Source organism: Streptomyces sp. SAT1 (assembly GCF_001654495.1).
In the GTDB taxonomy this organism is placed as follows: domain Bacteria; phylum Actinomycetota; class Actinomycetes; order Streptomycetales; family Streptomycetaceae; genus Streptomyces; species Streptomyces andamanensis.
Genome location: NZ_CP015849.1, coordinates 6,720,087 through 6,745,632 on the forward strand (window position 1 = coordinate 6,720,087; position 25,546 = coordinate 6,745,632).

Sequence of the window (25,546 nt, forward strand, 5' to 3'; positions counted from 1 at the left end):
ATGACCGCCTACGCCGACTACACGACCGGTGAACCGGTCGCCGACACCAAGGCCCCCTCCGGGCCGGTCGAACAGCGCTGGGACACCCGGCGCTTCGAGGCCAGGCTGGTCAACCCGGCCAACCGGCGCGGACAGACGGTCATCGTCGTCGGCACCGGCCTCGCGGGCGGCTCGGCCGGGGCCACCCTCGCCGAACAGGGCTACCGCGTCGTGCAGTTCTGCTACCAGGACTCCCCGCGCCGGGCCCACTCCATCGCCGCGCAGGGCGGCATCAACGCCGCGAAGAACTACCGCAACGACGGTGACTCGGTGCACCGCCTGTTCTACGACACCGTCAAGGGCGGCGACTTCCGCTCCCGCGAGTCCAACGTCCACCGGCTCGCCCAGATCTCCGTCGAGATCATCGACCAGTGCGTGGCCCAGGGCGTCCCCTTCGCCCGCGAGTACGGCGGCCTGCTCGACACCCGCTCCTTCGGCGGCGTCCAGGTCTCCCGCACCTTCTACGCCCGCGGCCAGACCGGGCAGCAGCTCCTGCTCGGCGCCTACCAGGCGCTGTCGCGGCAGATCGCCGCCGGGAACGTCGAGATGCACCCGCGCACCGAGATGCTGGACCTGATCGTCGTCGACGGCCGCGCCCGCGGCATCGTGGCCCGCGACCTGATCACGGGGAAGATCGACACCTACTTCGCGGACGCCGTCGTCCTCGCCTCCGGCGGCTACGGCAACGTCTTCTACCTGTCGACCAACGCCATGAACTCCAACGCGACCGCCGTCTGGCGGGCGCACCGGCGCGGCGCCTACTTCGCCAACCCCTGCTTCACCCAGATCCACCCCACCTGCATCCCGCGCACCGGCGACCACCAGTCCAAGCTGACCCTGATGAGCGAGTCGCTGCGCAACGACGGCCGCATCTGGGTGCCGAAGGCCAAGGGCGACGACCGCCCGCCGAACGAGATCCCCGAGGACGAGCGCGACTACTACCTGGAGCGCATCTACCCCTCCTTCGGCAACCTCGTGCCCCGCGACATCGCCTCCCGCGCCGCCAAGAACGTCTGCGACGAGGGCAGGGGAGTGGGACCCGGAGGACAGGGCGTCTACCTGGACTTCGCCGACGCCGTCCGGCGCCTGGGCCGCGGCAGGGTGGAGGAGAAGTACGGCAACCTCTTCGACATGTACGAGCGGATCACCGCGGAGAACCCGTACGAGGTGCCGATGCGGATCTACCCCGCCGTGCACTACACGATGGGCGGCCTCTGGGTCGACTACGACCTCCAGACCACGGTGCCCGGCCTGTTCGCGATCGGCGAGGCCAACTTCTCCGACCACGGCGCCAACCGCCTCGGCGCCTCCGCGCTGATGCAGGGCCTGGCCGACGGCTACTTCGTCCTGCCGGCCACCATCAACGACTACCTGGCCCGCCACCCGCACCAGGACCCGGTCACCGACGACCACCCCGTCGTCCAGGAGGTGCTGGCCGAGACCGAGGACCGGCTCCATCTGCTCCTCGCCGTGGACGGCGACCGCACCCCCGACTCCTTCCACCGCGAACTCGGCGAACTCATGTGGGAGCTGTGCGGCATGGCCCGCAGCGACGCCGGGCTGCGCAAGGCGCTGGAGCGCATCCCGCAGATCCGCGACGAGTTCTGGCGGCGCATCAAGGTGCCCGGCACCGGCGAGGAGTTCAACCAGTCCCTGGAGAAGGCCAACCGCATCGTCGACTACCTGGAACTGGCCGAGCTGATGTGCCTCGACGCCCTGCACCGCGCCGAGTCCTGCGGCGGCCACTTCCGCGAGGAGTCCCAGACCCCCGACGGCGAGGCCGCCCGCCGGGACGAGGAGTTCGGCTACGCGGCGGCCTGGGAGTTCACCGGCACCGGCGAGGCCCCCGTCCTGCACAAGGAAGACCTGGTCTTCGAGTACGTCCACCCCACCCAGCGGAGCTACGCATGAAGCTCACCCTGCGCGTCTGGCGGCAGCGGAACGCCGCCGCCGAGGGCGCCATGTCCACCTACGAGCTGGACGACGTCTCGTCCGACATGTCCTTCCTGGAGATGCTGGACATCCTCAACGAACAGCTCATCCTCGCCGGTGAGGACCCCGTCGCCTTCGACCACGACTGCCGCGAGGGCATCTGCGGCGCGTGCAGCCTCGTCATCAACGGCGACGCGCACGGCCCCGAGCGCACCACCGCCTGCCAGCTGCACATGCGCTCCTTCCGCGACGGCGACACCATCGACGTCGAACCCTGGCGGGCCGCCGCCTTCCCGGTGGTCAAGGACCTCGTGGTGGACCGCTCGGCCTTCGACCGGATCATCCAGGCCGGCGGCTACATCACCGCCCCCACCGGCGCCGCCCCCGAGGCCCACGCCACACCCGTACCGAAGCCGGACGCCGACTTCGCCTTCGAGCACGCCGAGTGCATCGGCTGCGGCGCCTGCGTGGCCGCCTGCCCCAACGGCGCGGCGATGCTGTTCACCTCGGCCAAGGTCAACCACCTCAACGTGCTGCCGCAGGGCGCCCCCGAACGCGAGAGCCGGGTCCTGGACATGGTCGCGCAGATGGACGAGGAGGGCTTCGGCGGCTGCACCCTCACCGGCGAGTGCGCCACCGCCTGCCCCAAGGGCATCCCCCTGGTGTCGATCACCAGCATGAACAAGGAGTGGCTGCGGGCCACCCGCAGGGCGGGCAAGCGGTAGGCCGCCCACAAGACGTTCGCCGAGGGGGCGGACGGACGGGGCCGGGAGTGGTGCTCATCCCCGGCCCCGCCTCGCACCCGGGCATTCAACAACCGCACACCCCCTCTCCTGGCACCGGTCACGCACCGGACAGCCGGCACCGGAAGAACAGGAACGACGGACCGCACCGCCGGTCCGCGAGCGCCCTTCCCGCTTCCCTGTCCGTACCGGCCCGTGATCCGCCCGTGACCAGGAGAGAGCCATGTCCGGTGGTACCGCACTCGCACGGCCCCCGCAGTCCTCGGCACCCGCCCGCTACACCGTAGCCCTCGCCCGCGACGAGGCCGATGTGCGCGCCGCGCAGCGGCTGCGCCACGACGTCTTCGCCGGGGAGATGGGCGCCCTGCTCGCCACCTCCGAACCGGGGCACGACATCGACGCCTTCGATGCCTACTGCGACCACCTCCTCGTGCGCGACACCGCCACCGGGCAGGTCGTCGGCACCTACCGGCTGCTGCCGCCCGAGCGGGCCGCGGTCGCCGGACGCCTCTACTCCGAGGGCGAGTTCGACCTGACGGCCCTCGGCCCGATCCGCCCCTCGCTCGTCGAGGTGGGCCGCTCCTGCGTCCACCCCGACCACCGCGACGGCACCGTGATCGGCCTCATCTGGGCCGGCATAGCCCGCTACATGGTCGACCACGGCCAGGAGTGGCTCGCCGGCTGCTGCTCGCTGCCGCTCGCCGACGGCGGCGCGCAGGCGGCCCGCACCTGGGACCGGGTGCGCGCCAAGCACCTGGCACCGGCCGAGTACCGGGTGCGCCCGCTGCTGCCCTGGCTGCCCGCGAACGCCGCCCCGGCGCCCGCCCGCGCCGAACTGCCCGCCCTGCTGCGCGGCTACCTCCGCCTGGGCGCCTGGGTGTGCGGCGAACCCGCCCACGACCCCGACTTCGGCGTCGCCGACCTGTACGTGCTGCTGTCCATGCGCCGCGTCGACCCGCGCTATCTGCGGCACTTCCTCTCCCTCGCCCCGGCCGTCCGGTGAGCGCCTGGCTGCCGGCCGCGCCCTGCACCCCGGGCACCTGTCTGAGCGGGGCCGCCCCGGCGGTCCGTGCCCCGCTGGCCGTGCTGCGGCTCACCACGCTGGCGGCGCTGCTGCTGGCCGGGATCGCGCTGTCCCCGCTCGGCCCGCGCCTGCCCGCGCACTGGATCCGGCGCTGGTGCCGGGCGCTCGTCCGGGCCGCCGGAGTCCGCGTCGAGATCACCGGGGCCGCCGCGCCCACCGGCGGGCTGCTGCTGGTGGCCAACCATGTCTCGTGGCTCGACGTGCCGCTGCTGGCCGCGGTGCGCCCGGCCAGGATGCTCGCCAAACGGGAGATCCGCCGCTGGCCGCTGGCCGGCCGGCTCGCGGCCAGCGGCGGCGCCCTGTTCATCGAACGGGACCGGCTGCGTGCCCTGCCCGGCACGGTCGGCCGGATCGCGGACGCGCTGCGCGCGGGCACCGCCGTCGCCGCCTTCCCCGAGGGCAGCACCTGGTGCGGACGGGAGCAGGGCCGCTTCCACCGGGCCGTCTTCCAGGCCGCCCTGGACGCGCGGGTGGCGGTCCAGCCGGTCCGGATCGACTACCGGGCGGGCGGCGGAGCGGCGGGAACCGCCGCCGCCTTCGTCGGCGACGACAGCCTGCTCGCGTCGCTGTGGCGGGTCGCCTCGGCCCGCGGCCTGACCGCCCGCGTCGACGTGCGGCCCGCCCTGCCGCCGGGCACCTGCCGCGACCGCCGCGCCCTGGCCGCCGCCGCCCAGCACGGCGGCCGGAGCGGCGGTCCGGCCCGGCCGCTGCCCGCACGCGCCGCCGTGCGCGCGTAGCACCGCCGGGGACCGGTCCGCCGGAGCCCCGGCGGTGCGCCCGCTCGTGTCAGATACGGCGCACGGTGTGCAGGGACGTGGCGTACGTGCCCGTCCCGTCCAGCAGCGAGGCGCCGCCGAGGTCGGACATGGTGGGCCCGTTCACCGTCTTGCGGCTGGACAGGAAGCGGCGCCCGCCGGTGGCGTCCGTGCCCAGGTGGATGCCGACGTGGTCGACCGTCACGATCTGCCGGTCGGGGTCGTCGTCGCCCGAGTCGGCGTCGAACAGCACGAGGTCGCCGGGCTGGAGCCGGTCCGCCGCCGGTGGCGCGGTGCCGTCGGTGCGGTCGACGAGCACACCGGGCGTGTGGTCGGCCATGTCACGGGACGTGCGCGGTATCCGCTCCCCGGAGGTGTCCGCGCCCGCGGCCATCGGTACGCCCATGTGGTAGCCGTAGACCATGCGCGTGTAGCCCGAGCAGTCCAGGTTTCCGGCCTGCTTGCCCGACGGGCCGGTGCGGGCGCCGTCGGGGAAGGTCCAGCCGATGCCCATGTACTCGTGGAAGTCGGCGCCCTCGTAGCGGTAGCCGTGCGGGTCGAGATAGCCGTAACCGGCCTCGCCCAGCACCTGCCTGCCCTGCGCGGGGCCGTCCCCGGCGGTGACCGCGGGCGCCCCGGCGAGGAACATCGCGGCGTGGGCGAGCACGTCGGGCGCGGCGGATCCGGCCCAGCCGCGCACGGTCCGCTCCAGCTCCGCCGTCCAGGTGCCGTCGAAGGGCTCGGGCAGCACCCGCACCCAGTCGCCGTGGGTGACGCTCGGCGGGGCGGCCCAGTTCGCCGCGTCCACCTGGAAGCGGCTCACCAGCAGCCTGACCGGGAGGACGGTGCAGCCCCTGTCGGCCAGCGCGCGCAGCCCCACCCGGCCCTTGCCGAACGTGCCGTCGGTGACGTCCACGGCCCACGCGGACGGCTCCGCCGTGTCGCCGCGCCACGCCTTGGCCCTGATCCGCGTGCCCTCGCGGCGCACCCGGATCGTCCAGTCGGCGCCGACGGGGTCGGCGGTGGCCAGCGCGACGGGGGAGGCGAGCTGGGTGACCGTGTCGGCGACCTCCTTCTCCAGGCGCAGCTGCACCGCGCCCGTGGTCAGGAAGGACAGCCGGGCCCGGTAGTTGTTGTGGGTGTCCTGGTAGCCGAAGGACAGCGCGTACGAACAGGCCGCGCCTGCGGGCGCCTTGTCGAAGCGGGCCACGGAGCGCACGTCGACGTCGGTGATCTCGTCGTCGCGCAGGCTGGCGTGGCGGCTGGCGTAGTCGGTGGTCAGCGCGATCACGCCGGTGCCTGGCCGCACCGAGTAGTCCGTGGCGGCGGGGCCGAGCGTGGACCAGCTGCCGCCGCCCGGCGAGGTCCCCCAGTACTTCCGCTGCGCGGCCGGCAGCGTGGTGTCCGGCAGGGTGCGGCCGAAGTCGTCGGTGAAGGGCCGCTTGTTCTCCGTGAACGTCCTGCGCGGGCCCGCCACCAGGACGGTCCGGGCGCCGTGGGTGAGCAGCGCGACCCGGCTGCCGCCCGAGGTGACCTCGGTGCGGGCGGGGGTGCCGGGGAGCACCGTGGCGGTGAGCGGCGCGGTCAGGGCGACCTGGCTGAAGTAGGAGGCGTCCAGGGGCGGCAGGGTCACCGCGGAGCGGGCGGCGCCCGCTCCGGGCAGCGGATCCACGGTGGCGCCGGACGCGGCGGCACCGGCGCCCGGGGCACCCGCGCCGTCGGCCGTGGTCGCGGCGCGCGCCGGGGCGGCGGTCGCGGTGCCGAGCGGGACGGCCGCGGCGGAGGCGGCGATTGCGGCGAGCAGGCCGCGACGGGACGTGTGTGTCATGCACACCATGATCCCGTACGTCCGCCGCGCCCCACCCGGCCGGAGGTCCCCGGCTCCGGGCGGCAGCGGCGGGAGCGCTGCCCGGACGCTCAGTCCCGCCCGCCGTCCTCCTCCGTGCCGCCGGGCCGGACGCGTTCGAGGGCGCGGGCCAGATACGGCGCCGTGGCGCTGCCCCGCGCCCGCGCCACCTCCGCCGGGGTCCCCGCCGCCACGATCCGGCCGCCCGCGTCCCCGCCGCCGGGCCCCATGTCCACCACATGGTCGGCGTCCGCGACGACGGACATGTCGTGCTCGACGACGACCACCGTGTGCCCGGCGTCGACCAGACCGTGCAACTGCCGCATCAGGACCTCGACATCGGCCGGGTGCAGCCCCGTCGTCGGCTCGTCCAGGAGATAGAGGGTGTGGCCCCGGCGGCCGCGCTGGAGTTCGCTCGCGAGCTTGATGCGCTGGGCCTCGCCGCCCGACAGCTCGGTGGCGGGCTGGCCCAGACGCAGATAGCCGAGCCCCACGTCGAGCAGCGTGTCCAGGCTGCGCGCGGCGGCCGGGACGTCGGCGAAGAACTCCGCCGCGCTCTCCACCGTCAGGTCCAGCACCTCGGCGATGCTGCGCCCCCGGTACGTCACGCGCAGCGTCCCGGGGTTGTAGCGGGCGCCGCCGCAGTCCGGGCAGGGGGCGTACGTACTGGGCAGGAAGAGCAGTTCCACGCTCACGAACCCCTCGCCCTGGCAGGTCTCGCACCGGCCCCCGGCCACGTTGAACGAGAACCGGCCCACGCCGTAGCCGAGTTCGCGTGCCGCGTCGGTGTCCGCGAACACCTTGCGCACGACGTCGAACAGCCCGGTGTAGGTGGCCAGGTTGGAGCGCGGGGTGCGCCCGATCGGGCGCTGGTCCACCGACACCAGCCGCCCCACGCCCGGCAGTTCCTCGGTGATCTCACCGATCAGCGTGGACTTGCCGGACCCGGAGACCCCCGTGACCGCGGTGAAGGCGCCCAGCGGGAAACGGGCCGTCACCCCGCGCAGGTTGTGCCGGGTGACCGGGCCGACCGTCACCTCCCCGCGCGGCTGCCGCGCCGGGCGCGCGGGCGCGGCGGCGCGGCCGAACAGGAACCGCGCCGTGGCCGACCCGGGCACCCGCGCCAGCCCCTCCACCGGCCCGCTGTGCAGCACCCGGCCCCCGTGCTCCCCGGCCAGCGGGCCGACGTCCACCACCCAGTCCGCCGCGCGCACCACGTCCATGTGGTGCTCCACCACGAACAGGGAGTTCCCCGCGTCCCTGAGCCGCCGCAACACCGTGAGCAGGGCCTCGGTGTCGGCCGGGTGAAGCCCGGCCGACGGCTCGTCCAGGACGTACACCACCCCGAACAGGCCCGACCGCAACTGCGTGGCAAGCCGCAGGCGCTGGAGTTCGCCCGTCGACAGGGTGGGCGTGGACCGGTCCAGGGAGAGGTAGCCGAGGCCCAGTTCGACGATCGGCGCGATCCGCGAGCGCAGGTCGCCGGTCAGGACCCGGGCGGCCTCGGTGGTTCCGTCGGGCAGGCCGGCCAGCTCGGTCAGCGGCAGCGCCGCCAGTTCGGCGATGGTACGGCCCGCGACGGTGACGGCCAGTGCCTCGGGCCGCAGCCTGCCCCCGCCGCACAGCGGGCAGGGCGCGGAGGTCAGGAACCGCTCGGCCTTCGCGCGCAGCGCCGGGCTCTTCGACTCGGCGAACGTCTTCATCACATACCGGCGGGCGCTCATGTACGTGCCCTGGTACGGGCGTTGGATGCGGTCCGCGTCCCGCACCGGGTGCACCGTCACCACCGGCTGCTCGTCCGTGAACAGGATCCACTCGCGGCGCTCGGCGGGCAGTTCGCGCCAGGGCAGATCCACGTCGACGCCGAGCGCGCCGAGGATGTCCCGCAGGTTCTTGCCCTGCCAGGCGCCCGGCCAGGCGGCGATCGCGCCCTCGCGCACCGAGAGCGAGGGGTCGGGGACGAGCAGTTCCTCGGTCGTCCGGTGCACCCGCCCGAGGCCGTGGCACTCCGGGCAGGCCCCGGCCGCCGTGTTCGGCGAGAAGGCGTCCGAGTCGAGGCGCTCGGCGCCCGGCGGGTAGTCACCGGCCCGGGAGAACAGCATCCGCAGCGAGTTGGACAGGTTCGTCAGGGTGCCCACCGAGGACCGGGAGGTCGGCGCCGCCCGCCGCTGCTGGAGCGAGACGGCCGGCGGCAGCCCGCTGATCTCCCCGACCTTCGGCGCCCCCACCTGGTGGATCAGCCGGCGCGCGTACGGCGCCACCGACTCGAAGTAGCGCCGCTGCGCCTCCGCGTAGACCGTGCCGAACGCCAGCGACGACTTCCCCGAGCCCGACACCCCCGTGAACACGGCCAGCGCGTCCCGCGGCACATCGACGTCGACCCCGCGGAGATTGTGCTCGCGGGCCCCGCGGACACGGACGTACTGGTCGTGAGGGGTCGGCATGGCACGGCTCCAGACAGAGAGGGACGACAGCGGGCAAACCACAGGATCCTACGCAAACATCCCAGAGTCGCCCCATCGGGCGTCGGTCCTGTCGGCGCACCGCCGTCACCAGGGCGAACGTCCGGACCGCGGCCCTGGCCGCATGCCCGTCCGTGCGGACCTCTAATATCATTCCGCGTTCTCCGACGGACGCCGACGCCCACCTCGTCGTGCCCGCCGTGCGACGCCCGACACGACACGACGACGCCCGTCGCCCGGCGACGGAGTCGAGCACCGAGAGGAACGTCCATGCGCGCCCGGACCATCGTCGCGGCCACCGCGACGGCACTGGCGGCGGTCGCCGCCCGTGACCTCGTCCAGAAGAAGCACGCACTGCTCCGCAACTTCCCGGTGGTCGGCCACGCCCGGTACCTGCTGGAGACGATCGGGCCGGAGCTGCGGCAGTACATCGTGACCTCCAACGACGAGGAGCGCCCCTTCAGCCGCGACCAGCGCACCTGGATCTACGCGTCCTCGAAGGAGGAGAACAACTACTTCGGGTTCGGCACCGACAACGACGTGGAACACATGCAGGGCCACGCGTACGTGAAGCAGCGCACGTTCGCCGGACCGCTGCCCGACCTGCACGACCCGCAGTCGGCGCTGCCCTCGGCCAAGGTGCTGGGCGGCCCGCGCGGGCGCGCCAGGGCGTTCCGGCCGGCGAGCGTGGTGAACATCTCGGCGATGAGCTTCGGCTCGCTCTCCGGTGCGGCGATCACGGCGCTGAACGAAGGGGCGGCGCTCGCGGGCGCGATGCACAACACGGGCGAGGGCGGCCTGTCGCCGTACCACCGCAGGGGCGGCGATCTCGTCCTGCAGATCGGCACCGCCTACTTCGGCTGCCGCGACGAGGACGGCACCTTCAACCTCGACAAGCTCAAGCAGGTGGTCGCGAGCGCCCCGGTCAAGGCCATCGAGATCAAGCTCTCCCAGGGCGCCAAGCCCGGTCTCGGCGGGATGCTGCCGGGCGCGAAGGTGACCCCGGAGATCGCCGAGATCCGCGGCATCCCGGTCGGCAGGGACTGCGCCTCCCCGTCGCGGCACACCGCCTTCGGCGACGTCGACTCGATGCTCGACTTCGTCGAACTGATCGCCGCCGAGACCGGGCTGCCGGTCGGCGTCAAGAGCGCGGTGGGCGAACTGGGCTTCTGGGAGGAACTGGCCTCGCTGATGGCCCGCGGTGACCGCGGTGTCGACTTCGTGACCGTCGACGGCGGCGAGGGCGGCACCGGGGCGGCGCCGCTGACCTTCGCCGACTCGGTGTCGCTGCCCTTCCGCATGGGCTTCTCCCGGGTCTACGGCACCTTCGCGGAACAGGGGCTGACCGACGACCTGACCTTCATCGGGTCCGGGAAACTCGGCCTGCCCGAGAACGCCGCGGTCGCCTTCGCCCTGGGCGTCGACATGGTCAACGTGGCCCGCGAGGCGATGCTGTCGATCGGCTGCATCCAGGCGCAGAAGTGCCACACCGACAAGTGCCCCACCGGCATCGCCACCCAGAACCCGTGGCTGGCCCGCGGCATCGACCCCGCCTCCAAGGCCAACCGGGCCGGTGTCTACCTGCGCCAGCTGCGCAAGGAACTGATGAAGCTCTCGTCGGCCGTCGGCGTCGCCCACCCGGCACTCATCACCCCCGGTGACATCGAGATCCTGAACGGCGACTACGAGGCCCGCACGCTGGCCGGTGTCTACGGCTACAAGGACGGCTGGGGCGAGCTGGGCCCGCGTCTCGCCGACGAGATCACCGCACTGCTGGCCGCCGGCCCGGCCGCCGGGCAGGAGCCGATTGTCTGACGGCCCGTCAGAAGATGGCGGCTCGTCAGAAGATGGCGGTCAGCCAGGAGATGGCGGCCCATCAGGGGATGACGGGTCGTCAGGCGGTGGCGGACCGGACTCCGGGGCGCGCCGCAGCCCCGTCACGGCCGGTGAAGATCTCCGCCAGCCGCCGGTAGGAGCCGACCAGCGCCGTCCGGTCGTACGAGCTGGTGGTGACCAGCACCTCCTGGGCGGCCGTCTCCCGCAGCACCGCCTCCAGCGCGTCCGCGACCTGGTCGGCGGTCCCGGCGAGCTGGCCGGACAGACCGGACTCGTAGAGGCCGCGCTCCTTGGCGGTCATCGGCAGGGCGTCGACGTGCTCGGCCGGGGCCAGCGGCGGGAAGGTGCCGCGAGTTCGAGCGTGGGCCATGGCCCACGCCTCGGGCACGAGCAGACGGCGGGCCTCCGCCTCGGTGCCGGCCACCGCGACCGTGCCCGAGATCACGACGTACGGCTCGGCAGCCCACGGCGAGGGGCGGAAGGCCGACCGGTAGCGCTCGACGCCGCGCAGCATCTTCTCGCGGTCGCGCAGATCACCGACGACCATGGGCAGGCCCGCGCGGGCGGCGATCACCGCGCCCTCGCCCATGGCCAGCACGAACGGCGGCACCCGCAGCCCCTCGGCGGGCCGGGCGTGCGCCCCGGTCGGCGAGGTGCCCTCGAACCAGCCGAGCAGCTCGGCGAGCTGCGCCGCGAAGTCCTCCGCGTCGCCCTTGCCGTGGCCCAGGGCGCGGCGTACGCCGTCGGTGAAGCCCACCGAGCGGCCCAGGCCCATGTCGATGCGCCCGGGGAACAGCGACTCCAGCACCCCGAACTGCTCGGCCACGACCAGCGGGCGGTGGTTGGGCAGCATCACCCCGCCCGTGCCCACGCGGACGGTGCGCGTCGCGGCGGCCACGGCGGCGGCCAGCACGGTCGGCGCCGACCCGGCGACCCCGGGCACGCCGTGGTGCTCCGACACCCAGAACCGGTGGTAGCCGAGCCGCTCCGCCTCCCGCGCCAGGGAGACGGTGTCCCGCAGCGCCTCGCCGGCCGGGCGGCCCTCGCGGGTTCGGGAGCGGTCGAGGACGGAGAAGCGGGTGGCCGCGATCAGAGAACTCACATCGCTTTCAACGCGCCGTGGCGTCCGGGATTCCCGCTCGCGCCCCCGCGTCCCGGATCCCCGCTCAGCCGGGCCCGGCGCCGGGCTCCGGGCCCCAGTACTCCGGTCCGACCCCGCGCCACTCGATGAGCGGGGAGACCGTCACCTCCACGGGGTCGACGTCGAGCCCGGCGCGGCGCAGGAACTCGGCGACGTCCGCGGTGTCGTAGGCGAGACCGAGGATCTCGCCGTTCACACGGACCCGGCGGCCGCCGGTGGGGGAGGGCGGGTACACGGTCACGGGCAGCGCTCCGGGCATGTACCCAGCATCGGACGTGGTGCCGCGCCCCGCATCCGGACGGGCCCGTCCGGTCCGTCTAGGGTGGACGCGTGACGGACAGCAGCAAGCGGCCCCTCGCGGTGTTCGACCTGGACAACACCCTCGCCGACACGGCGCATCGGCAGCGCTTCCTGGAGCACAGGCCGCGCGACTGGGACGCGTTCTTCGCCGCCGCGCCCCAGGACCCGCCGCTCGCCGAGGGGGTGCGGCTGGCCCGCGACAGCGCGCGGGAGTGCGAGGTCGTCTACCTCACCGGGCGGCCCGAGCGCTGCCGCCGGGACACGCTCGACTGGCTGGAGGCGCACGGACTGCCGGCCGGGCGGGTCCACCTGCGGCGCGACGCCGATCGCAGGCCCGCCCGCGCCACCAAGCTGGAGGTCCTGCGCCGGCTCGCCCGCGACCGGGAGATCCGGGTGCTCGTGGACGACGACGAACTGGTGTGCCTGGACGCCGAACGGGCGGGGTTCCGGGTGCTGCGCGCCCGCTGGACGGCCCCGTCGGCCGACCTGGCGGACGCGCAGGAGCGGGAGGGGCGCACCTGAGACCCGGCGGCCCGTCGCACGCGGCCGGTGGGAGCTGTCCTCAGCCGGCGTCCTCGATGCGGAAGCCGAGCTTCAGACCCACCTGGTAGTGCTCGATCCGCCCGTTCTCGATCTGGCCCCTGACCTGCGTCACCTCGAACCAGTCCAGGTTGCGCACGGTCTGCGAGGCGCGGGCGACGGCGTTGCGGACGGCGTCGTCGACGCCCTGGTGCGAACTGCCGACGATCTCGGTGACCCGGTACACATGGTCGCTCATGGCGGGGTTGCTCCTCTCGCGGGCGGCGCCGACGGCGCCGGACGACGGGGTCGTCGCGGTGGGTGACACCTCGTGAGGCATGTGTCACCCGTCACTCCACGGTGCCGCATACGGGGCTCACGCGCGAGATGTGCGGATTGTGACCGGACGGACACTTGACCTCCGTATTGGTCCATACCAAAATCCCAGCACGCCCGTACGAGCCCGCTGCTCGACCCCCACATCGGGACCTTCCCTGTGCACCTGACAGAACTGGAACCCGCTCGTGAGACGTCGACTCCTCGCCCTCGTCTGTGTGTCCACCGCGCTGGTCAGCGCCTGCGGACCACTGTCCGGCGGTACGGGCGGACGGCAGACCGTCACCGTCTGGCTCATGAAGGACAGCGCCTCGCAGGACTTCTTGCACCGCTTCACTGAGGACTTCGAGCACACCCACAAGGACCTCCGCCTCGACATCCGCATCCAGGAATGGACCGGCATCGGCCCCAAGGTCCAGGAAGCCCTCTCCGGCGGCGCGAAGGACGGACCCGACGTCATCGAGGTCGGCAACACCCAGGTCGCCCAGTACGTCGAGGGCGGCCGGCTGACCAACCTGACACTGGAGTCCATGCGGGACTGGGGCATGCAGGACTGGGTGCCGGGCCTGGCCGAGCCGGGGCAGGACAACTCCGCCCAGTACGGCATCCCCTGGTACGCCGCCAACCGGGTCGTCGTCTACCGCAAGGACCTGTTCGAGGAGGCCGGCATCGACAGCCCGCCGCGCACCCGGGACGAGTGGCTGAGCGCCACCGAGAAGCTCGACAAGGGCGGCAACCAGGGCATCTACCTGGCCGGCCAGGACTGGTACACGCTCTCCGGCTTCATCTGGGACGAGGGCGGCGAGCTGGCCAAGGAGAACGCCAACCTCTGGCAGGGCGCCCTGGACAGCCGGGCCGCCCTGCGCGGCATGGACTTCTACCGGCGGCTCCAGGCGCTGGGCGAAGGGCCGGTCGGTGCCGACGAGGAACACCCCCCGCAGGCCGGTGTGTTCGCCAAGGGCAAGGTGGCGCAGATCGTGGCCGTGCCGGGCGTCGCCCAGGCCATCGTGCAGAAGAACCCCGCGCTCAAGGACAAGCTGGGCTTCTTCCCGGTCCCGGGGAAGTCGGCCGACCGGCCCGGCTCCGTGTTCACCGGCGGCTCCGACCTCATCGTGCCGCGCAACACCGGCGACCGCGACGCCGCCGTCGCGGTGGTCGCCGCCCTCACCGGCGCCAAGTGGGACACCGAACTGGCCCGCACGATGAACTACGTCCCCAACAAGACGACGCTCGCCTCCGCGGTCGCCGGTGAGCCGGGTGTCGCGGCCATGGCGGCCGGTGCCGCGCACGGCCGCGCCACCCCCAGCACGGCGCAGTGGGCCGCCGTCGAGGCCGACAACCCGATCAAGCAGTACATGACCAAGGTGCTCAAGGGCGCCGACCCGAAGACCGAGGCACGCCGCGCCTCACAGCGCATCACCGAACAACTGAAGCCGAGCCTGGGCTGACGAGGGCCCGGGGGCCGGGCCGGTGGCCCGGCCCGGACGCGGGCCGACCGCACCCGCCGCCGCACCCACCGCCGGACCGGCGGCCGGGCCCGGACCGGCTTCCCGGCCGCTGAGGCCGGCCGCCTCGCGCGGACCGCGCACCTCCCGGACCTCCCGGCTCCTGTCACCCGGTTGTTCCCCGTCCGGGCCGTCCGTTCGGACCGACGGCTCACCCTGACGCGACGGGCGCCCCCGCGCCGCACGCACCCAGCCGCGGCGCGGCGCCGCTCAGCGCGCCACGCTCAGCGACAGCGCAAAGCGGCCCTCGTCGTCCGTCCACCACCGGACCAGGTCCAGTCCGGCGGCGTCCAGTTCCGCGGTGACGCCCTCGCGGCGGAACTTCGCCGAGACCTCGGTGCGCAGTTCCTCGCCCGCGGCGAAGTCGACGGCGAGGTCGAGGGCGGGCACCTTCACGGTCTGCGCCGTGCGGGAGCGCAGCCGCATCTCGATCCACTCGTCGTCCGGGTTCCACAGGGCCACGTGGTCGAAGGCGTCCGGGTCGAAGTCGGCGCCCAGTTCGCGGTCGACGACGGCCAGGACGTTCTTGTTGAACGCGGCGGTCACCCCGGCGTCGTCGTCGTACGCCCGCACCAGGACCCGCTCGTCCTTGACCAGGTCCGTGCCGAGCAGCAGCGCGTCGCCGGGGGAGAGCAGGGCGCGTACCCCGGCGAGGAACGCCGCGCGTTCGGCGGGCAGCAGATTGCCGATGGTGCCGCCGAGGAACGCCAGCAGCCTGGGGCCCGGTGTGCCGGGCAGGGTGAGTCCGGCGGTGAAGTCGGCGAGCAGGGCGTGCACGGTCAGGCCGGGGCGTTCGGCGGTGAGCGCCTGCCCGGCCTGGCGCAGCGCGCTCTCGCTCACGTCGACGGGGACGTAACTGTGCAGAGAGGGCAGGGCGTCCAGCAGATGGCGGGTCTTCTCCGAGGAGCCGGAGCCCAGTTCGATCAGGGTGCGGGCGGGCAGGACCGCGGCGATCTCGGCCGCCCGGCCCGCCAGGATCTCCCGCTCGGCCCGGGTCGGGTAGTACTCGGGGAGCCGGGTGATCTGCTCGAACAGGTCGCTGCCGTGCGCGTCGTAGAACCACTTGGGCGGCAGCGCCTTCGGGTCGCTGGTCAGGCCGTGGCGGACGTCGGCGCGCAGCGCGGCGGCCATGGCGTCCTCGGGCAGGGTGCGGGTGAGGTGGAACGGGCTCACGTGCGGGGCTCCTCTGCGGGTGCGGACGCCGGATCCCCGGCGGGATCCTTGCGGCTGAGGTCCTTCAGCGGGGTCAGCAGGACGTCCTGGCGGGTCGCGGTGAGCAGGGTGCGGTCGGGCACCCGGTGCCAGCGCGGATCGTCGTCGTACGGCTCGGAGGCCACCGTCACCGCGCGGCGGCCCTGGTCGGCGAGGAACCACAGGGTGTCGCCCCAGGCGGTCGCCGTGACCGTACGGCCGTCGGTGAGCAGCAGGTTGAGCCGGGAGCCGGGGGCCGCCGCCGCGACCTCCAGCACGGTGTCGGCGAGCGCCTGGGGAGCGGTGTCCCCGGCCCGCAGCCGGGCCAGCACCAGCGCCCACAGCAGCGCGGAGTCGCTGCGCGCCTGAAGGCTCAGCAGGTCCTCGGCGGGCAGGGTACGGGCGGTCGCCGCGAGGGAGCCCGGCCAGCCGGTCACGGCGCCGTTGTGGCTGAACAGCCAGCGGTCGGCGGCGAACGGCGCCGCCGCGGCCTCCGCGTCCGCGCCCGCCATGGTCGCGTCCCGCACCGCGGCGAGCAGCGCACCGGAGCGCACCACCCGGGCCAGATCGGCGAAGGACAGGTCGGCCCAGATCGGTCCGGCCCGGCGGTAGCGGGCGGGCACGGGGTCGCCGGCGGCGTACCAGCCGACCCCGAAGCCGTCGGCGTTGACCGTGCCGTACCGCTGCTGCCGGGGCGCCCACGACTGGCGGTACAGGCTGTGCGGCGGCTCCGTCAGGAGCCGGCCCAGCGGCTCGTCGGGCCCGAGGAAGGCCAGGTGGCGGCACATCAGAGCGCTCCGGGAGCGGCGGAGCGGGCGGTGCGGAACCCGGCGAAGATCTGCCGCCTGACCGGATAGTCCCAGTTGCGGAACGTGCCCCGGCAGGCCACCGCGTCCACGGCGAACGAGCCGCCGCGCAGCACCTTGTACTCCGGGCCGAAGAACACCTCCGAGTACTCCTTGTACGGGAACGCGGCGAACCCGGGGTAGGGCAGGAAGTCGCTCGCCGTCCACTCCCACACGTCGCCGATGAGCTGCCGTACGCCCAGCGGGGAGGCGCCGGCCGGATAGCTGCCCGCCGGGGCCGGACGCAGGTGGCGCTGGCCCAGGTTGGCGTGCTCGGGCGCCGGATCCGCGTCGCCCCACGGATAGCGGGCCGAGCGGCCGGTCGCCGGGTCGTGCCGGGCCGCCTTCTCCCACTCGGTCTCGGTGGGCAGCCGCCGCCCGGCCCAGCGGGCGTAGGCGTCGGCCTCGTACCAGGAGACGTGCAGCACCGGCTCGTCGGGCGGTACGGCCTCGGTGGTGCCGAAGTGCCGCCGCAGCCACTGCCCGGCGTCGTGGCGCCAGAACAGCGGCGCGGTGATGCCGTGCCGCCGGATGTGGCTCCAGCCGTCCGGCGCCCACCAGCGCGGGTCCTCGTACCCGCCGTCGTCGAGGAACGCCCGGTAGGCGGCGTTGGTCACCGGGGTGGTGTCGATCCAGAACGGCGCCACCTCCCGTACGTGCGCGGGCCGTTCGTTGTCCAGCGCCCACGGCTCGGTGGAGGTGCCCATGGTGAACGGGCCGCCGGGGACCAGGACTTCGGCGGGCCCGGTGAACGGCGGGACCGGATCGGGGTCGGGCGCGGTCAGCGCCCGCGGCCCCGAGCGGAGCTGATGGGTGATCAGCATCGTCTCGTCGTGCTGCTGTTCATGCTGCGCGACCATGCCGAAGGCGAAGCCCGCCTCGGTCAGCCGGGAGCCGTGCAGCGCGGTGGACTCCAGCACGTCCAGCACCCGCGAGCGCACCTCCGACGCGTAGGCGCGCGCCTCGGCGGGCGCGAGCAGCGGCAGCGAGGGGCGTTCGGAGCGCGGGTGCTCGAAGGCGTCGTAGAGGCTGTCGATCTCGGGGCGCATCGCCTCCCGGCCGCCGACCGCGCGCAGCAGCCACAGCTCCTCCTGGTTGCCGATGTGCGCGAGGTCCCACACCAGCGGGGACATCAGCGGCGAGTGCTGGGCGGTCAGGTCGGGCTCCTCCACACAGCTGGTCAGCAGCGTGGTGCGGTCCCGGGCGGTGCGCAGGGAGGCCAGCGCACGGGCGCGCAGCGCCTCGCTGTCGGTCTCTGCGCCGGTCGCCGGGCCGGTCGCGGTGTCGGGCGCGGGGTCGGTCATGTGCGGCTGTCCTTCCCGTGGGCGCGGCGGTGCTCACCGGCGCCCGCTCGGTCGAGCAGATCCTCGGCGGGGCAGCGGCCCGCGCGGACGTAGCGGTCCAGATACGCGGCGACGGCGCCGGTGACGTCGGCGGTGGCGCCGAGCCGGGGCAGTGCCGCGAGCGCGGCCTCGAAGCAGGTGACGGCCGCCTCGTGCAGCTCCGGGTCGGCCAGCGCGGTGCGGGCCGCCGCCGTCCAGAGCGGATTGTGCGGCGCGGGCCGCGTACCGGCCCGCTCGGCGAGCGGTTTCACGGCCCGGTACGCGGTCTCCGCGGCCTCCGGGTCGTCGAAGAGCGCCGCCGTCACCGCGAGCGGCACGATCCACCCGTCGTCGCCGGGCTGCGCGTCGATCATGCGCAGTTCCAGATGGCCGCGCGGGCGGACCGGCGGGAACAGCGTGGTCAGGTGGTAGTCGAGATCCTCCCGGGTCGGCGGTCTCGGCAGGCCGGAGCGTATCCAGTCCCGGAAGGTCACGTCCTCGGGCACGTGCCACGGCCCGTCGGAGCGCCGTACGCACATCACCGGTGCGTCCAGGACGTGCCGGGCCCAGGTGGTGCGAGGCGTGCCGTCCAGCGGGGGAGCGCCCGCCCGGCCCGGACCGATCTCGGTCCACAGCAGCTGCCGGGTGGAGAGCCAGCCGGTGGGCCGCTGGCCGATCAGCGGGGAGTTGGCGAAGACGGCCACCAGGACGGCGCCCAGATGGTGGGCGAGCCACCAGCGCCGCACATGGCCGAGCGGGCCCGGCTCCTCGTGCCCCGCGTCCACGCTCACCTGCACGGAGGCGGAGGTGCACATCATGTGCCGGCCGGCCGGGCCGCCCCGGTCGAGGCAGGCCTCCAGGGCGTCGTAGCGCGGCTCGCGCAGGAACCTGCGCGGGGTGTGCCAGGGATCGTGGCCGAGCCCGACCAGGCAGAGGCCGTCGTCGGCCAGTACGGCGCGGACGCGGTCGAGGTCGGCGGAGACGGTGCGGACGCACTCCGTCAGGGAGGCGGCGGGCGGCGAGCTGAGTTCCAGCTGTCCGCCGGGCTCGACGGTGAGCGCCGACCCCAGGGGCACGGTCCGCAGGGCGGCGTAGGCCGCTTCGAGACGTTCGGGTGTGACGGGGAGCCGCGGCGCGCGCTGCTCGTGGACGAGCCATTCCACTTCGACGCCGAGGGTGCGGGGCGGTCCGGTCTTGAAGCAGATGCCACTGACCAGTGCCTCGACCTCGGCCTCGGTGACGGCTGTACGGGGCTCCGTACAGCCACTTGCCGAATCGGACATGTCGGGATCCTCCTGAGATTCCACCATGCCACCGGCCCGGGACGGGTGGTCCGGGACGGAGACGCACCGTCCCACCCAAAACCCTGCGACCGATTCGCACAAGGGTGCAGAACGGGACAATCGTGCCCCGGAATCTCCGTTTCCGCGATGTTTCCCGCGGCGTCACGCCGCGACCGCGGCCCGTCGGCGGTGCCGGGGAGGCGCTCGGGCGGCCCGGCGCCGGACGGGTGCCGAGTGCCCTCTCGCGGCGTCGCGGTGGCGGAAACTCCGTTGCGCGGAGGTCCCGGCGTCGCCCACGATGCGTGCATGAGGGCAACGGGGGGCGCCGCGCCGGGCGCGGTCATGGCGTGCACGGGGGTGACGCCATGAGCGCGCGTCTGCGCGGTGTCGCGCAGCAGACCGAGCAGATCGTCATGGCCGGTTCCTATCGCCGCGCCGACGGGCTCCCGGTCCCGCTGGCGGCGGACATCGAGGCCGCCCGCGCCGGCACACGTGTGTACGGCCCCGAGCCGGTGCCCGTGCCCGCCTGGACACCGGTCGCGACGACCGTCGAGGTCACGGGCGAGAGCAGCCTGGCCGCCGCCCGGCGCCTCGCCGGCCCGGTGGCCGTGCTGAACTTCGCCTCGGCGCGCAATCCCGGCGGCGGCTACCTCAACGGCGCGCAGGCCCAGGAGGAGGCCCTGTGCCGCGCCTCCGCGCTGCACACGTGCCTGCTCGGGGCCAGGGAGTTCTACGAGCACCACCGGGCGCACCGAGATCCGTTCTACTCCGACCGGGTGATCCACTCACCGGCCGTGCCCGTCTTCCGCGACGACCGCGGACGGCTGCTGGACGAACCCTTCACCGCCGGTTTCCTGACCGCGGCCGCGCCGAACGCCGGAGTGGTCCTGCGGGACGCACCCGAGCGCGCCGCCCTGCTGCCGAAGGCCCTGGCCGTCCGCGCCGGACGCGTACTGGAGACCGCCGCCGCGCACGGCTACCGGCGGCTGGTCCTCGGCGCCTGGGGGTGCGGGGTGTTCCGCAACGACCCCGCGCAGGTGGCGGCCGCCTTCCGGGCCCTGCTGGCGCCCGGCGGACAGTTCGCGGACGCCTTCGAGCACGTGGTGTTCGGCGTCCTGGACCGCACACCGGGGACCGTCGTGCGCGAGGCGTTCGCACGGACGTTCACCTGACCGGAGAGCTCGCCCCGGGGCGGCGCGCGCCGCGCCGTCCCCGGAGTCAGCTCCAGCCGTACCGCTCCCGCAGCCGCCGTACCACCGTGTCGAACCGCGCCCGGTCCAGCGCGCACGCCTCCCGCCGCATGCCGTCCTCGTGCAGCCGCAGCACCCGGTCGACCGCGACCCAGGAATCGCGCCCGGTGCGGTCCCACGGCCCGTTCCCGATCGCCACCCACTCGCGCTCGCCGTCGTGCGCCTTGCTGGACAACTGCACCGCGAGGAGCGTCCCCGCCGCCTCCCGGGCCACCACGAGCACCGGACGGTCCTTGCCCCGCCCGTCGTTCTCCTCGAAGGGGACCCAGGTCCAGACGATCTCCCCGGGGTCGGGGTCGCCGTCGTGCGCGGGCGCGTACTCGGTGCGCACCCGGCCGACCCCGCGCGGGTCGGCCTCCGTGGTGGCGGCGGGGCCGTAGCGGCCGGGGACGTCGTCGCGGGGGTCGCCGGTCTCGTCGGTCTCGTCGGTCTCATGGGTGAAAGCAGTCACGCGGGCACCCTAGTAGGGCCGCGGGACGCGTCACCCACCGGCCGCCGGAAGGTGTCGCAGACCTCGCAGGTGTGCGCGGCGGTCGAAAAGTTCGGGGGCGCGGAGTTCGGGGGCGCGGAGGCCGGGGGCGCGGAGATCGGTGAGGCCGGGGAGGTGCCGCCGACGGATCGTCAGGAGCCGTCCCGGTGCGACCGGATCCGCATCCCGGGACGGCGCCCGTGCACGGTGAGGTAGACGAGGCCGTCCGGCCCTGCGCCGATGCTGCGCGTGGAGCCGTGCGGCAGCCAGACCGTCACGCCCTCGGTCAACGGGAGGGGTTCGTCCTGAGGGCCCGCGCCGAGGGTCCCCTCGCCGGAGACCACGTGCACCAGGACGTCCAGGTCCGGTTCGGCGTGCGGGGCGACGCGCCCGCCCGGTGCGAGCCGTACGAGGTTGGCGTCGAGCTGGCGGCCGCTCTCCGCCAGCTTCCACAGCACCCCGGTCGGTACCGGAGGGTCCCCGGCCAGCGTCCGGGCGTCGCACAGGAGGCTCGGCTGGGGCTGTCCCGCCCCGTCCGGACCGGTGTCCCGCGCTGCGGACGACACCATGGCGCACCCCTCTTCCTTGTGTCTGCGGCACATCGCCTACGATTATTCCATGTCGGACTCGTGAAAAATCACCGCAGGTGGAAAGGGGTGAGCGACGTGGCTGCGGCACAGGGAAGCCCGCGTCGGCGTGACGTGCTGGACGTGCTGCGTTCGGCCGCCGGTCCGCTGGGCGTCGCGGAGACCGCCGAGCGGATCGGCGTGCACCCCAACACGGTCCGCTTCCACCTCGACGCACTGGTGGCCGAGGGGCGCGTCGAGCGGCGCACCGAGGAGCCCCGGCGCGCGGGCCGTCGCCCCGGGCCCGGCCGCCCCCGCACGGTGTACGCTCCCCGGCCGGGCATGGACCGCGCCGGTGTCCGGGGATACCACCTGCTGGCCCGGATGCTGCTCGGCGAACTGGCCTCCCGCGGCCCCGGTGCCCGGGACGCCGCCGTGAGCACGGGCCGCACCTGGGGCCGTACCCTCGTACAGCCGCAGCCGCAGCCGCAGCCGCAGCCGCAGCCGCAGCCGTTGGCGTCCTCGTCCGGTGCGTCGTCCGGTCCTTCGCCCGCCGCCGCCGACTCGGCGGACCGGCTGGTCGCGCTGCTCGGCGAGCTCGGGTTCGACCCGGTGTCCGAGGGCGGCGGGCGGGACGGGCCGCCGCGGCGGATCCGGCTGCGGCACTGTCCGTTCCTCGAACTGGCCGAGGAGCAAGGGGAGTTGGTGTGCTCGCTCCATCTCGGGCTGATGCAGGGCGCGTTGGCGGCGCTGGGCGCGCCGCTCACCGCGAGCGGTCTGGATCCGTTCGCCACCGCGGACTCCTGCCTGGCACACCTGGCCGCCGCTCCGGCCGGGGCGCGGGCCGTCGAATGACGCGAGCCGAATGACGCGAGCCGGACGATGTGAGCCGAACGATGTGAACAGGCCCGGATCCGTACCGGGATCCTGGCGGGAAGAGGCTGGCCGCTCGTGTTCCGGGCGGCGAGCCGACCACGGCCCGTGCCCCGGGCGGAAAGGCGACACCCTCATGGACTCCACGTCGGCCGCCACGGCGAGCGCCGTCACCTTCGTCTGGCTCGGCATGGTGCTGGGCGTCTCCTTCCTGGAGGCGCCCCTGAAGTTCCGCGCCCCCGGAGTGACGATCCCCGTCGGCCTGGGCATCGGCCGCCTGGTCTTCCGGGCGCTGAACCTGGTGGAGGCCGCCGCGGCGGCCGTGGTGGTCGTCGCGGTCGCGGCCGGCGGCGCCCCCGCGCCGGTGATCGCCCTGACCGCGGCTGTCGCGGTGCTCCTCCTGGTGCAACTGCTCCTCGTCCGACCCCGGTTGAACCGCAGATCCGACCGCGTCCTGTCCGGTGAGGAGCCGGTGGACGGGCCGCGCTCGCACGACCACCTGGTCTATGTGGCCCTGGAGATCGTCAAGGTGGCCGCCCTGATCGCCCTGGGGATCATGCTGCTGACGGCGTGAGGGGCGCGGCGCGCGGACTCCTCGGCGGGGGCGGGAGCCTCACCCGGCCCGCTGGTCCGGTGCCGGCAGCCTGCGCAGCCAGTCCAGCCGGGCCGCCTGTGCCGCGCCGGACAGGGCCGCGTGCGGGGCTAGGGCGTCGAAGCCGTGGCAGCCGCCGGGCCAGACATGGAGCTCCGCGACACCGCCGGCCCGCCAGATGGCGGAGGCGTAGGCCACGACCTCGTCGCGGAAGGTCTCCGCCGAGCCGACGTCCAGGAAGGCCGGGGGCAGCCCGGACAGGTCCGTCGCACGGGCGGGCGCGGCGTACGGCGGCACTCCGGGACCGCCCCGCCGGTCACCGAGCAGGGCCGTCCAGGCGGTCTCGTTGGCCGTGCGGTCCCAGAGGCCGACCCCCGCCATCTGGTGCGCGGACGGTGTGTCGTTGCGGTCGTCGAGCATCGGGGACAGGAGCAGCTGCCCGCACGGACGCGGCCCCCGGCGGTCGCGCAGCAGCAGCGCGAGCGCGGCCGCGAGGCCACCGCCGGCGCTCGCGCCGACGAGCACGATCCGCTCCGGATCGCCGCCCAGGTCCCCGGCCCGCTCAGCCGTCCACCGCAGCCCGGCGTAGACGTCCTCGACCGGTGCGGGGTGCGGGTGCTCCGGCGCCAGCCGGTACTCCACCGACACCACGACCGCGCCCAGCTCCCGCGCCCACTCCAGGACCGCCGGCAGACCGACCCGGTTGTTCCCGGCGACCAGGCCGCCGCCGTGCACGTGGTAGAGGACGGGCCGGGCGGCGCGGGCCGCGGGCGCCGCCGTCGCGGTGGGGCGGCAGACGAGCAGGGAGACGCCGGGCGCCCCGGGCGGACCCGGGACGGTCAGGTCCGCGGTCTCGAAGGCGCCGTCCAGAGTCAGGTCAGGGCCGCCCGCCGGATCCAGGGCCAGGGCCGCGGCGCGCCGGGCGCTCTCGATGTCCCGCGGGGTGAACCCGGGCCGCGCCAGGTCCCCGGCCTCCTCCAGTGCGACGGCCAGCTCGGGATCGAACGGCGGCGGTACGGACCCGGTGGCGGCACTGCTCATGGCGTCTCCTCGGGGGCTGCGGACGGCGGAGCCGGTTCTCGGTGCGGTGCGGTGCGCGGCGAGGTGGGACCCGGCCGCCTGGTACCGGCGTACCCGCGTACCCGCGTACCCGCGTACCCGCGTACCCGCACGACGGCCGGGCAGCGCGAAGCGGGAGGACGGGCGCGACACGACGCGAAGGGGCCGGATCCGTGACAGGTCATGTCACGGATCCGGCCCCTCGCCGGCGGTTCAGAAGCCTCAGACGGCGACGGTCTCGTCGGCGTGGCCGCGCAGACGGGCGACGACCTCGGTCAGCTGTGCGGCGACCTCGGTGTCGTCGGCCGGGTGGACCTCGGTGAAGCGGGTGACGGAGCCCGGGATGGAGAGCTTGATGTCCTCGATCACCTTGCCGCCGGCGATGCCCACGGCCTTGCGGGTGTCGTCGTGCGCCCACACGCCGCCGTACTGGCCGAGCGCGGTGCCGACGACGGCGACCGGCTTGCCGCCGAAGGCGCCGGCGCCGTACGGGCGGGACAGCCAGTCGATGGCGTTCTTCAGCACGGCCGGGATGGTGCCGTTGTACTCGGGCGAGAAGAGCAGGAAGGCGTCGGCGGCCTGGGCCGCCTCACGCAGCTTGGCGGCGGCGGCCGGCACGCTGCCCTCGGCGTCGATGTCCTCGTTGTAGAACGGGACGTCGCCCAGGCCCTCGAAGACCTGGACCTCGGCGCCCTCGGGCGCGAGCTTCGCCGCAGCCTCGGCGAGCTGGCGGTTGTGCGAGCCGGCGCGCAGGCTGCCGACGAGCGCGAGGATGCGAACAGACATGGGGGACTCCAAGGGGGTGAAACACTGCCGTTACGATCCGGACCGAGGTCCGTTTAATTTTCTACCAGGTTAACCGGACCGCGGTCCAGTTTTCTTCCCCATGCTTTACGCTGTCTTCATGTCCAGCGCTCTGCCGCCCTTCACCACGCCTCAAGAGCCCCACGACAAGCCGGTGTTGCTGGAGCTGGGCACCGGTTCGGACGAGCCCTGCCTGCGGGCCGACGCGGCGCGCAACCGCGCCCGGCTGCTGGACGCGGCGGCCCGGCTGGTCGCCGAGCACGGAGCCGCCGGGGTCACCATGGAGGCGGTGGCGGCGGCCGCCCAGGTGGGCAAGGGGACGGTCTTCCGCCGCTTCGGCGACCGCACCGGACTGCTGACGGCGCTCCTGGACCACTCCGAGAAGAAGTTCCAGGCGTCCTTCCTGAGCGGTCCCGCCCCTCTCGGGCCGGGCGCGCCGCCCGTGGAGCGGCTGCGGGCCTTCGGCTGCGCCGCGCTCCGCCGCGCCGCCGACGACCTGGAACTCCAGCTGGCCGCCGAGGCGTGCCCCGACCGCAGGCATCTGGTCCCGGCCCACCGGGTGCGGTTCGGCCATGTCGTGATGCTGCTGCGCCACGCGGTCCCCGAGGCGGACGCCGAACTGCTCGCCCACACGCTGATGGGCTATCTCGAACCGGCGCTCATCTTCCATCTGACCCGGCAGCGCCAGATGCCGATGGAACGCCTCCAGAGCGGCTGGTACGACCTGGTCGCCCGGCTGACCTCTCCGGCGCTCCCGACCGCCTGACCCGCGCCCCTCCGCCTCCACCGAGCCA

At 74.2% G+C, this 25,546-nt stretch carries 24 protein-coding genes; 11 read left to right on the plus strand and 13 right to left on the minus strand.

Annotation, left to right across the window (positions count from 1 at the left end):
- The 4 genes from A8713_RS28620 to A8713_RS28635 all read left to right on the plus strand — a co-directional run bounded on the left by A8713_RS28620 (nucleotide 1) and on the right by A8713_RS28635 (nucleotide 4,535).
- Nucleotides 1–1,950, plus strand: coding sequence for a fumarate reductase/succinate dehydrogenase flavoprotein subunit (locus A8713_RS28620; RefSeq protein ID WP_064536562.1), 1,950 nt, complete (start codon nucleotides 1–3; stop codon nucleotides 1,948–1,950).
- The gene (locus A8713_RS28625; RefSeq protein WP_064536565.1) at nucleotides 1,947–2,696 is read left to right on the plus strand and encodes a succinate dehydrogenase/fumarate reductase iron-sulfur subunit; all 750 of its coding nucleotides are present in this window, start codon (nucleotides 1,947–1,949) and stop codon (nucleotides 2,694–2,696) included. The genes A8713_RS28620 and A8713_RS28625 overlap by 4 nt, the downstream gene beginning before the upstream one ends.
- Before the next feature lie 241 nt (nucleotides 2,697–2,937).
- Nucleotides 2,938–3,717, plus strand: a complete 780-nt coding sequence (locus tag A8713_RS28630; RefSeq protein WP_064536567.1) for a GNAT family N-acetyltransferase — start codon at nucleotides 2,938–2,940, stop codon at nucleotides 3,715–3,717.
- Nucleotides 3,714–4,535 carry a lysophospholipid acyltransferase family protein gene (locus tag A8713_RS28635; RefSeq protein ID WP_064536569.1) on the plus strand — a complete coding sequence of 274 codons (822 nt, stop codon included), beginning with the start codon at nucleotides 3,714–3,716 and terminating at the stop codon, nucleotides 4,533–4,535. The genes A8713_RS28630 and A8713_RS28635 overlap by 4 nt, the downstream gene beginning before the upstream one ends.
- Nucleotides 4,536–4,584: 49 nt before the next feature.
- Here A8713_RS28635 and A8713_RS28640 read toward each other — a convergent pair whose 3' ends face one another.
- Together A8713_RS28640 and A8713_RS28645 are read right to left on the minus strand one after the other, a co-directional pair.
- The gene (locus tag A8713_RS28640) at nucleotides 4,585–6,381 is read right to left on the minus strand and encodes a hypothetical protein (protein WP_064537769.1); all 1,797 of its coding nucleotides are present in this window, start codon (nucleotides 6,379–6,381) and stop codon (nucleotides 4,585–4,587) included.
- Nucleotides 6,382–6,470: 89 nt separating this feature from the next.
- Nucleotides 6,471–8,843 carry an ATP-binding cassette domain-containing protein gene (locus A8713_RS28645; protein ID WP_064536572.1) on the minus strand — a complete coding sequence of 791 codons (2,373 nt, stop codon included), beginning with the start codon at nucleotides 8,841–8,843 and terminating at the stop codon, nucleotides 6,471–6,473.
- Nucleotides 8,844–9,131: 288 nt separating this feature from the next.
- Here A8713_RS28645 and A8713_RS28650 point away from each other — a divergent pair, with 288 nt between their 5' ends.
- A complete protein-coding gene (locus A8713_RS28650; RefSeq protein ID WP_064536574.1) occupies nucleotides 9,132–10,676 on the plus strand; it encodes an FMN-binding glutamate synthase family protein in 1,545 nt (514 codons plus the stop codon).
- A gap of 79 nt (nucleotides 10,677–10,755) precedes the next feature.
- On the opposite strand, the gene A8713_RS28655 is transcribed toward A8713_RS28650, so the two are convergent.
- Together A8713_RS28655 and A8713_RS28660 are read right to left on the minus strand one after the other, a co-directional pair.
- Nucleotides 10,756–11,799, minus strand: a complete 1,044-nt coding sequence (locus A8713_RS28655) for an MsnO8 family LLM class oxidoreductase (protein WP_064536576.1) — start codon at nucleotides 11,797–11,799, stop codon at nucleotides 10,756–10,758.
- 64 nt (nucleotides 11,800–11,863) lie between these two features.
- The gene (locus A8713_RS28660) at nucleotides 11,864–12,097 is read right to left on the minus strand and encodes a hypothetical protein (RefSeq protein ID WP_064536578.1); all 234 of its coding nucleotides are present in this window, start codon (nucleotides 12,095–12,097) and stop codon (nucleotides 11,864–11,866) included.
- A 71-nt stretch (nucleotides 12,098–12,168) separates the two neighbouring features.
- On the opposite strand from A8713_RS28660, the gene A8713_RS28665 reads away from it, so the two are divergent.
- Complete coding sequence (locus tag A8713_RS28665) at nucleotides 12,169–12,660, plus strand: phosphatase domain-containing protein (RefSeq protein WP_064536580.1); 492 nt, start codon at nucleotides 12,169–12,171, stop codon at nucleotides 12,658–12,660.
- A gap of 40 nt (nucleotides 12,661–12,700) precedes the next feature.
- Here the strand turns inward: A8713_RS28665 and A8713_RS28670 are convergent, their stop codons facing one another.
- A complete protein-coding gene (locus A8713_RS28670) occupies nucleotides 12,701–12,916 on the minus strand; it encodes a dodecin (RefSeq protein WP_026252576.1) in 216 nt (71 codons plus the stop codon).
- Between the two features lie 265 nt (nucleotides 12,917–13,181).
- On the opposite strand from A8713_RS28670, the gene A8713_RS28675 reads away from it, so the two are divergent.
- Nucleotides 13,182–14,441 (plus strand): extracellular solute-binding protein, encoded by a 1,260-nt coding sequence (locus A8713_RS28675; RefSeq protein WP_064536582.1) that lies wholly within the window; start codon nucleotides 13,182–13,184, stop codon nucleotides 14,439–14,441.
- Between the two features lie 267 nt (nucleotides 14,442–14,708).
- On the opposite strand, the gene egtD is transcribed toward A8713_RS28675, so the two are convergent.
- Genes egtD through egtA form a run of 4 tightly spaced genes read right to left on the minus strand, consistent with a single transcriptional unit; the run spans nucleotide 14,709 to nucleotide 19,139 of the window.
- Nucleotides 14,709–15,671 (minus strand): L-histidine N(alpha)-methyltransferase, encoded by a 963-nt coding sequence (gene egtD, locus A8713_RS28680; protein ID WP_064536584.1) that lies wholly within the window; start codon nucleotides 15,669–15,671, stop codon nucleotides 14,709–14,711.
- Complete coding sequence (egtC, locus tag A8713_RS28685; RefSeq protein ID WP_064536586.1) at nucleotides 15,668–16,477, minus strand: ergothioneine biosynthesis protein EgtC; 810 nt, start codon at nucleotides 16,475–16,477, stop codon at nucleotides 15,668–15,670. The genes egtD and egtC overlap by 4 nt, the downstream gene beginning before the upstream one ends.
- Nucleotides 16,477–17,838, minus strand: coding sequence for an ergothioneine biosynthesis protein EgtB (gene egtB, locus A8713_RS28690; RefSeq protein ID WP_064536587.1), 1,362 nt, complete (start codon nucleotides 17,836–17,838; stop codon nucleotides 16,477–16,479). Before egtB ends, egtC begins: the two co-directional genes overlap by 1 nt.
- On the minus strand, nucleotides 17,835–19,139 hold the full coding sequence (egtA, locus tag A8713_RS28695) for an ergothioneine biosynthesis glutamate--cysteine ligase EgtA (RefSeq protein WP_064536589.1): 1,305 nt from the start codon (nucleotides 19,137–19,139) through the stop codon (nucleotides 17,835–17,837). Before egtA ends, egtB begins: the two co-directional genes overlap by 4 nt.
- Before the next feature lie 365 nt (nucleotides 19,140–19,504).
- Between egtA and A8713_RS28700 the strand changes: the two genes are divergently transcribed.
- Nucleotides 19,505–20,311, plus strand: a complete 807-nt coding sequence (locus A8713_RS28700) for a TIGR02452 family protein (protein WP_064536591.1) — start codon at nucleotides 19,505–19,507, stop codon at nucleotides 20,309–20,311.
- Between the two features lie 46 nt (nucleotides 20,312–20,357).
- Here the strand turns inward: A8713_RS28700 and A8713_RS28705 are convergent, their stop codons facing one another.
- A complete protein-coding gene (locus A8713_RS28705) occupies nucleotides 20,358–20,840 on the minus strand; it encodes a type II toxin-antitoxin system PemK/MazF family toxin (RefSeq protein ID WP_064536593.1) in 483 nt (160 codons plus the stop codon).
- A 170-nt stretch (nucleotides 20,841–21,010) separates the two neighbouring features.
- Complete coding sequence (locus A8713_RS28710; RefSeq protein ID WP_064536595.1) at nucleotides 21,011–21,427, minus strand: cupin domain-containing protein; 417 nt, start codon at nucleotides 21,425–21,427, stop codon at nucleotides 21,011–21,013.
- 87 nt (nucleotides 21,428–21,514) lie between these two features.
- Between A8713_RS28710 and A8713_RS28715 the strand changes: the two genes are divergently transcribed.
- Nucleotides 21,515–22,279, plus strand: coding sequence for a helix-turn-helix transcriptional regulator (locus A8713_RS28715; protein WP_079159168.1), 765 nt, complete (start codon nucleotides 21,515–21,517; stop codon nucleotides 22,277–22,279).
- A gap of 154 nt (nucleotides 22,280–22,433) precedes the next feature.
- Nucleotides 22,434–22,871 carry a hypothetical protein gene (locus tag A8713_RS28720; protein WP_064536597.1) on the plus strand — a complete coding sequence of 146 codons (438 nt, stop codon included), beginning with the start codon at nucleotides 22,434–22,436 and terminating at the stop codon, nucleotides 22,869–22,871.
- A gap of 39 nt (nucleotides 22,872–22,910) precedes the next feature.
- Here the strand turns inward: A8713_RS28720 and A8713_RS28725 are convergent, their stop codons facing one another.
- Both A8713_RS28725 and A8713_RS28730 read right to left on the minus strand, forming a co-directional pair.
- Complete coding sequence (locus A8713_RS28725) at nucleotides 22,911–23,930, minus strand: alpha/beta hydrolase (protein WP_064536598.1); 1,020 nt, start codon at nucleotides 23,928–23,930, stop codon at nucleotides 22,911–22,913.
- A 240-nt stretch (nucleotides 23,931–24,170) separates the two neighbouring features.
- Complete coding sequence (locus A8713_RS28730) at nucleotides 24,171–24,734, minus strand: NAD(P)H-dependent oxidoreductase (protein ID WP_064536600.1); 564 nt, start codon at nucleotides 24,732–24,734, stop codon at nucleotides 24,171–24,173.
- A gap of 118 nt (nucleotides 24,735–24,852) precedes the next feature.
- On the opposite strand from A8713_RS28730, the gene A8713_RS28735 reads away from it, so the two are divergent.
- Complete coding sequence (locus A8713_RS28735; protein ID WP_064537771.1) at nucleotides 24,853–25,518, plus strand: TetR/AcrR family transcriptional regulator; 666 nt, start codon at nucleotides 24,853–24,855, stop codon at nucleotides 25,516–25,518.
- Nucleotides 25,519–25,546 lie beyond the last annotated feature (28 nt).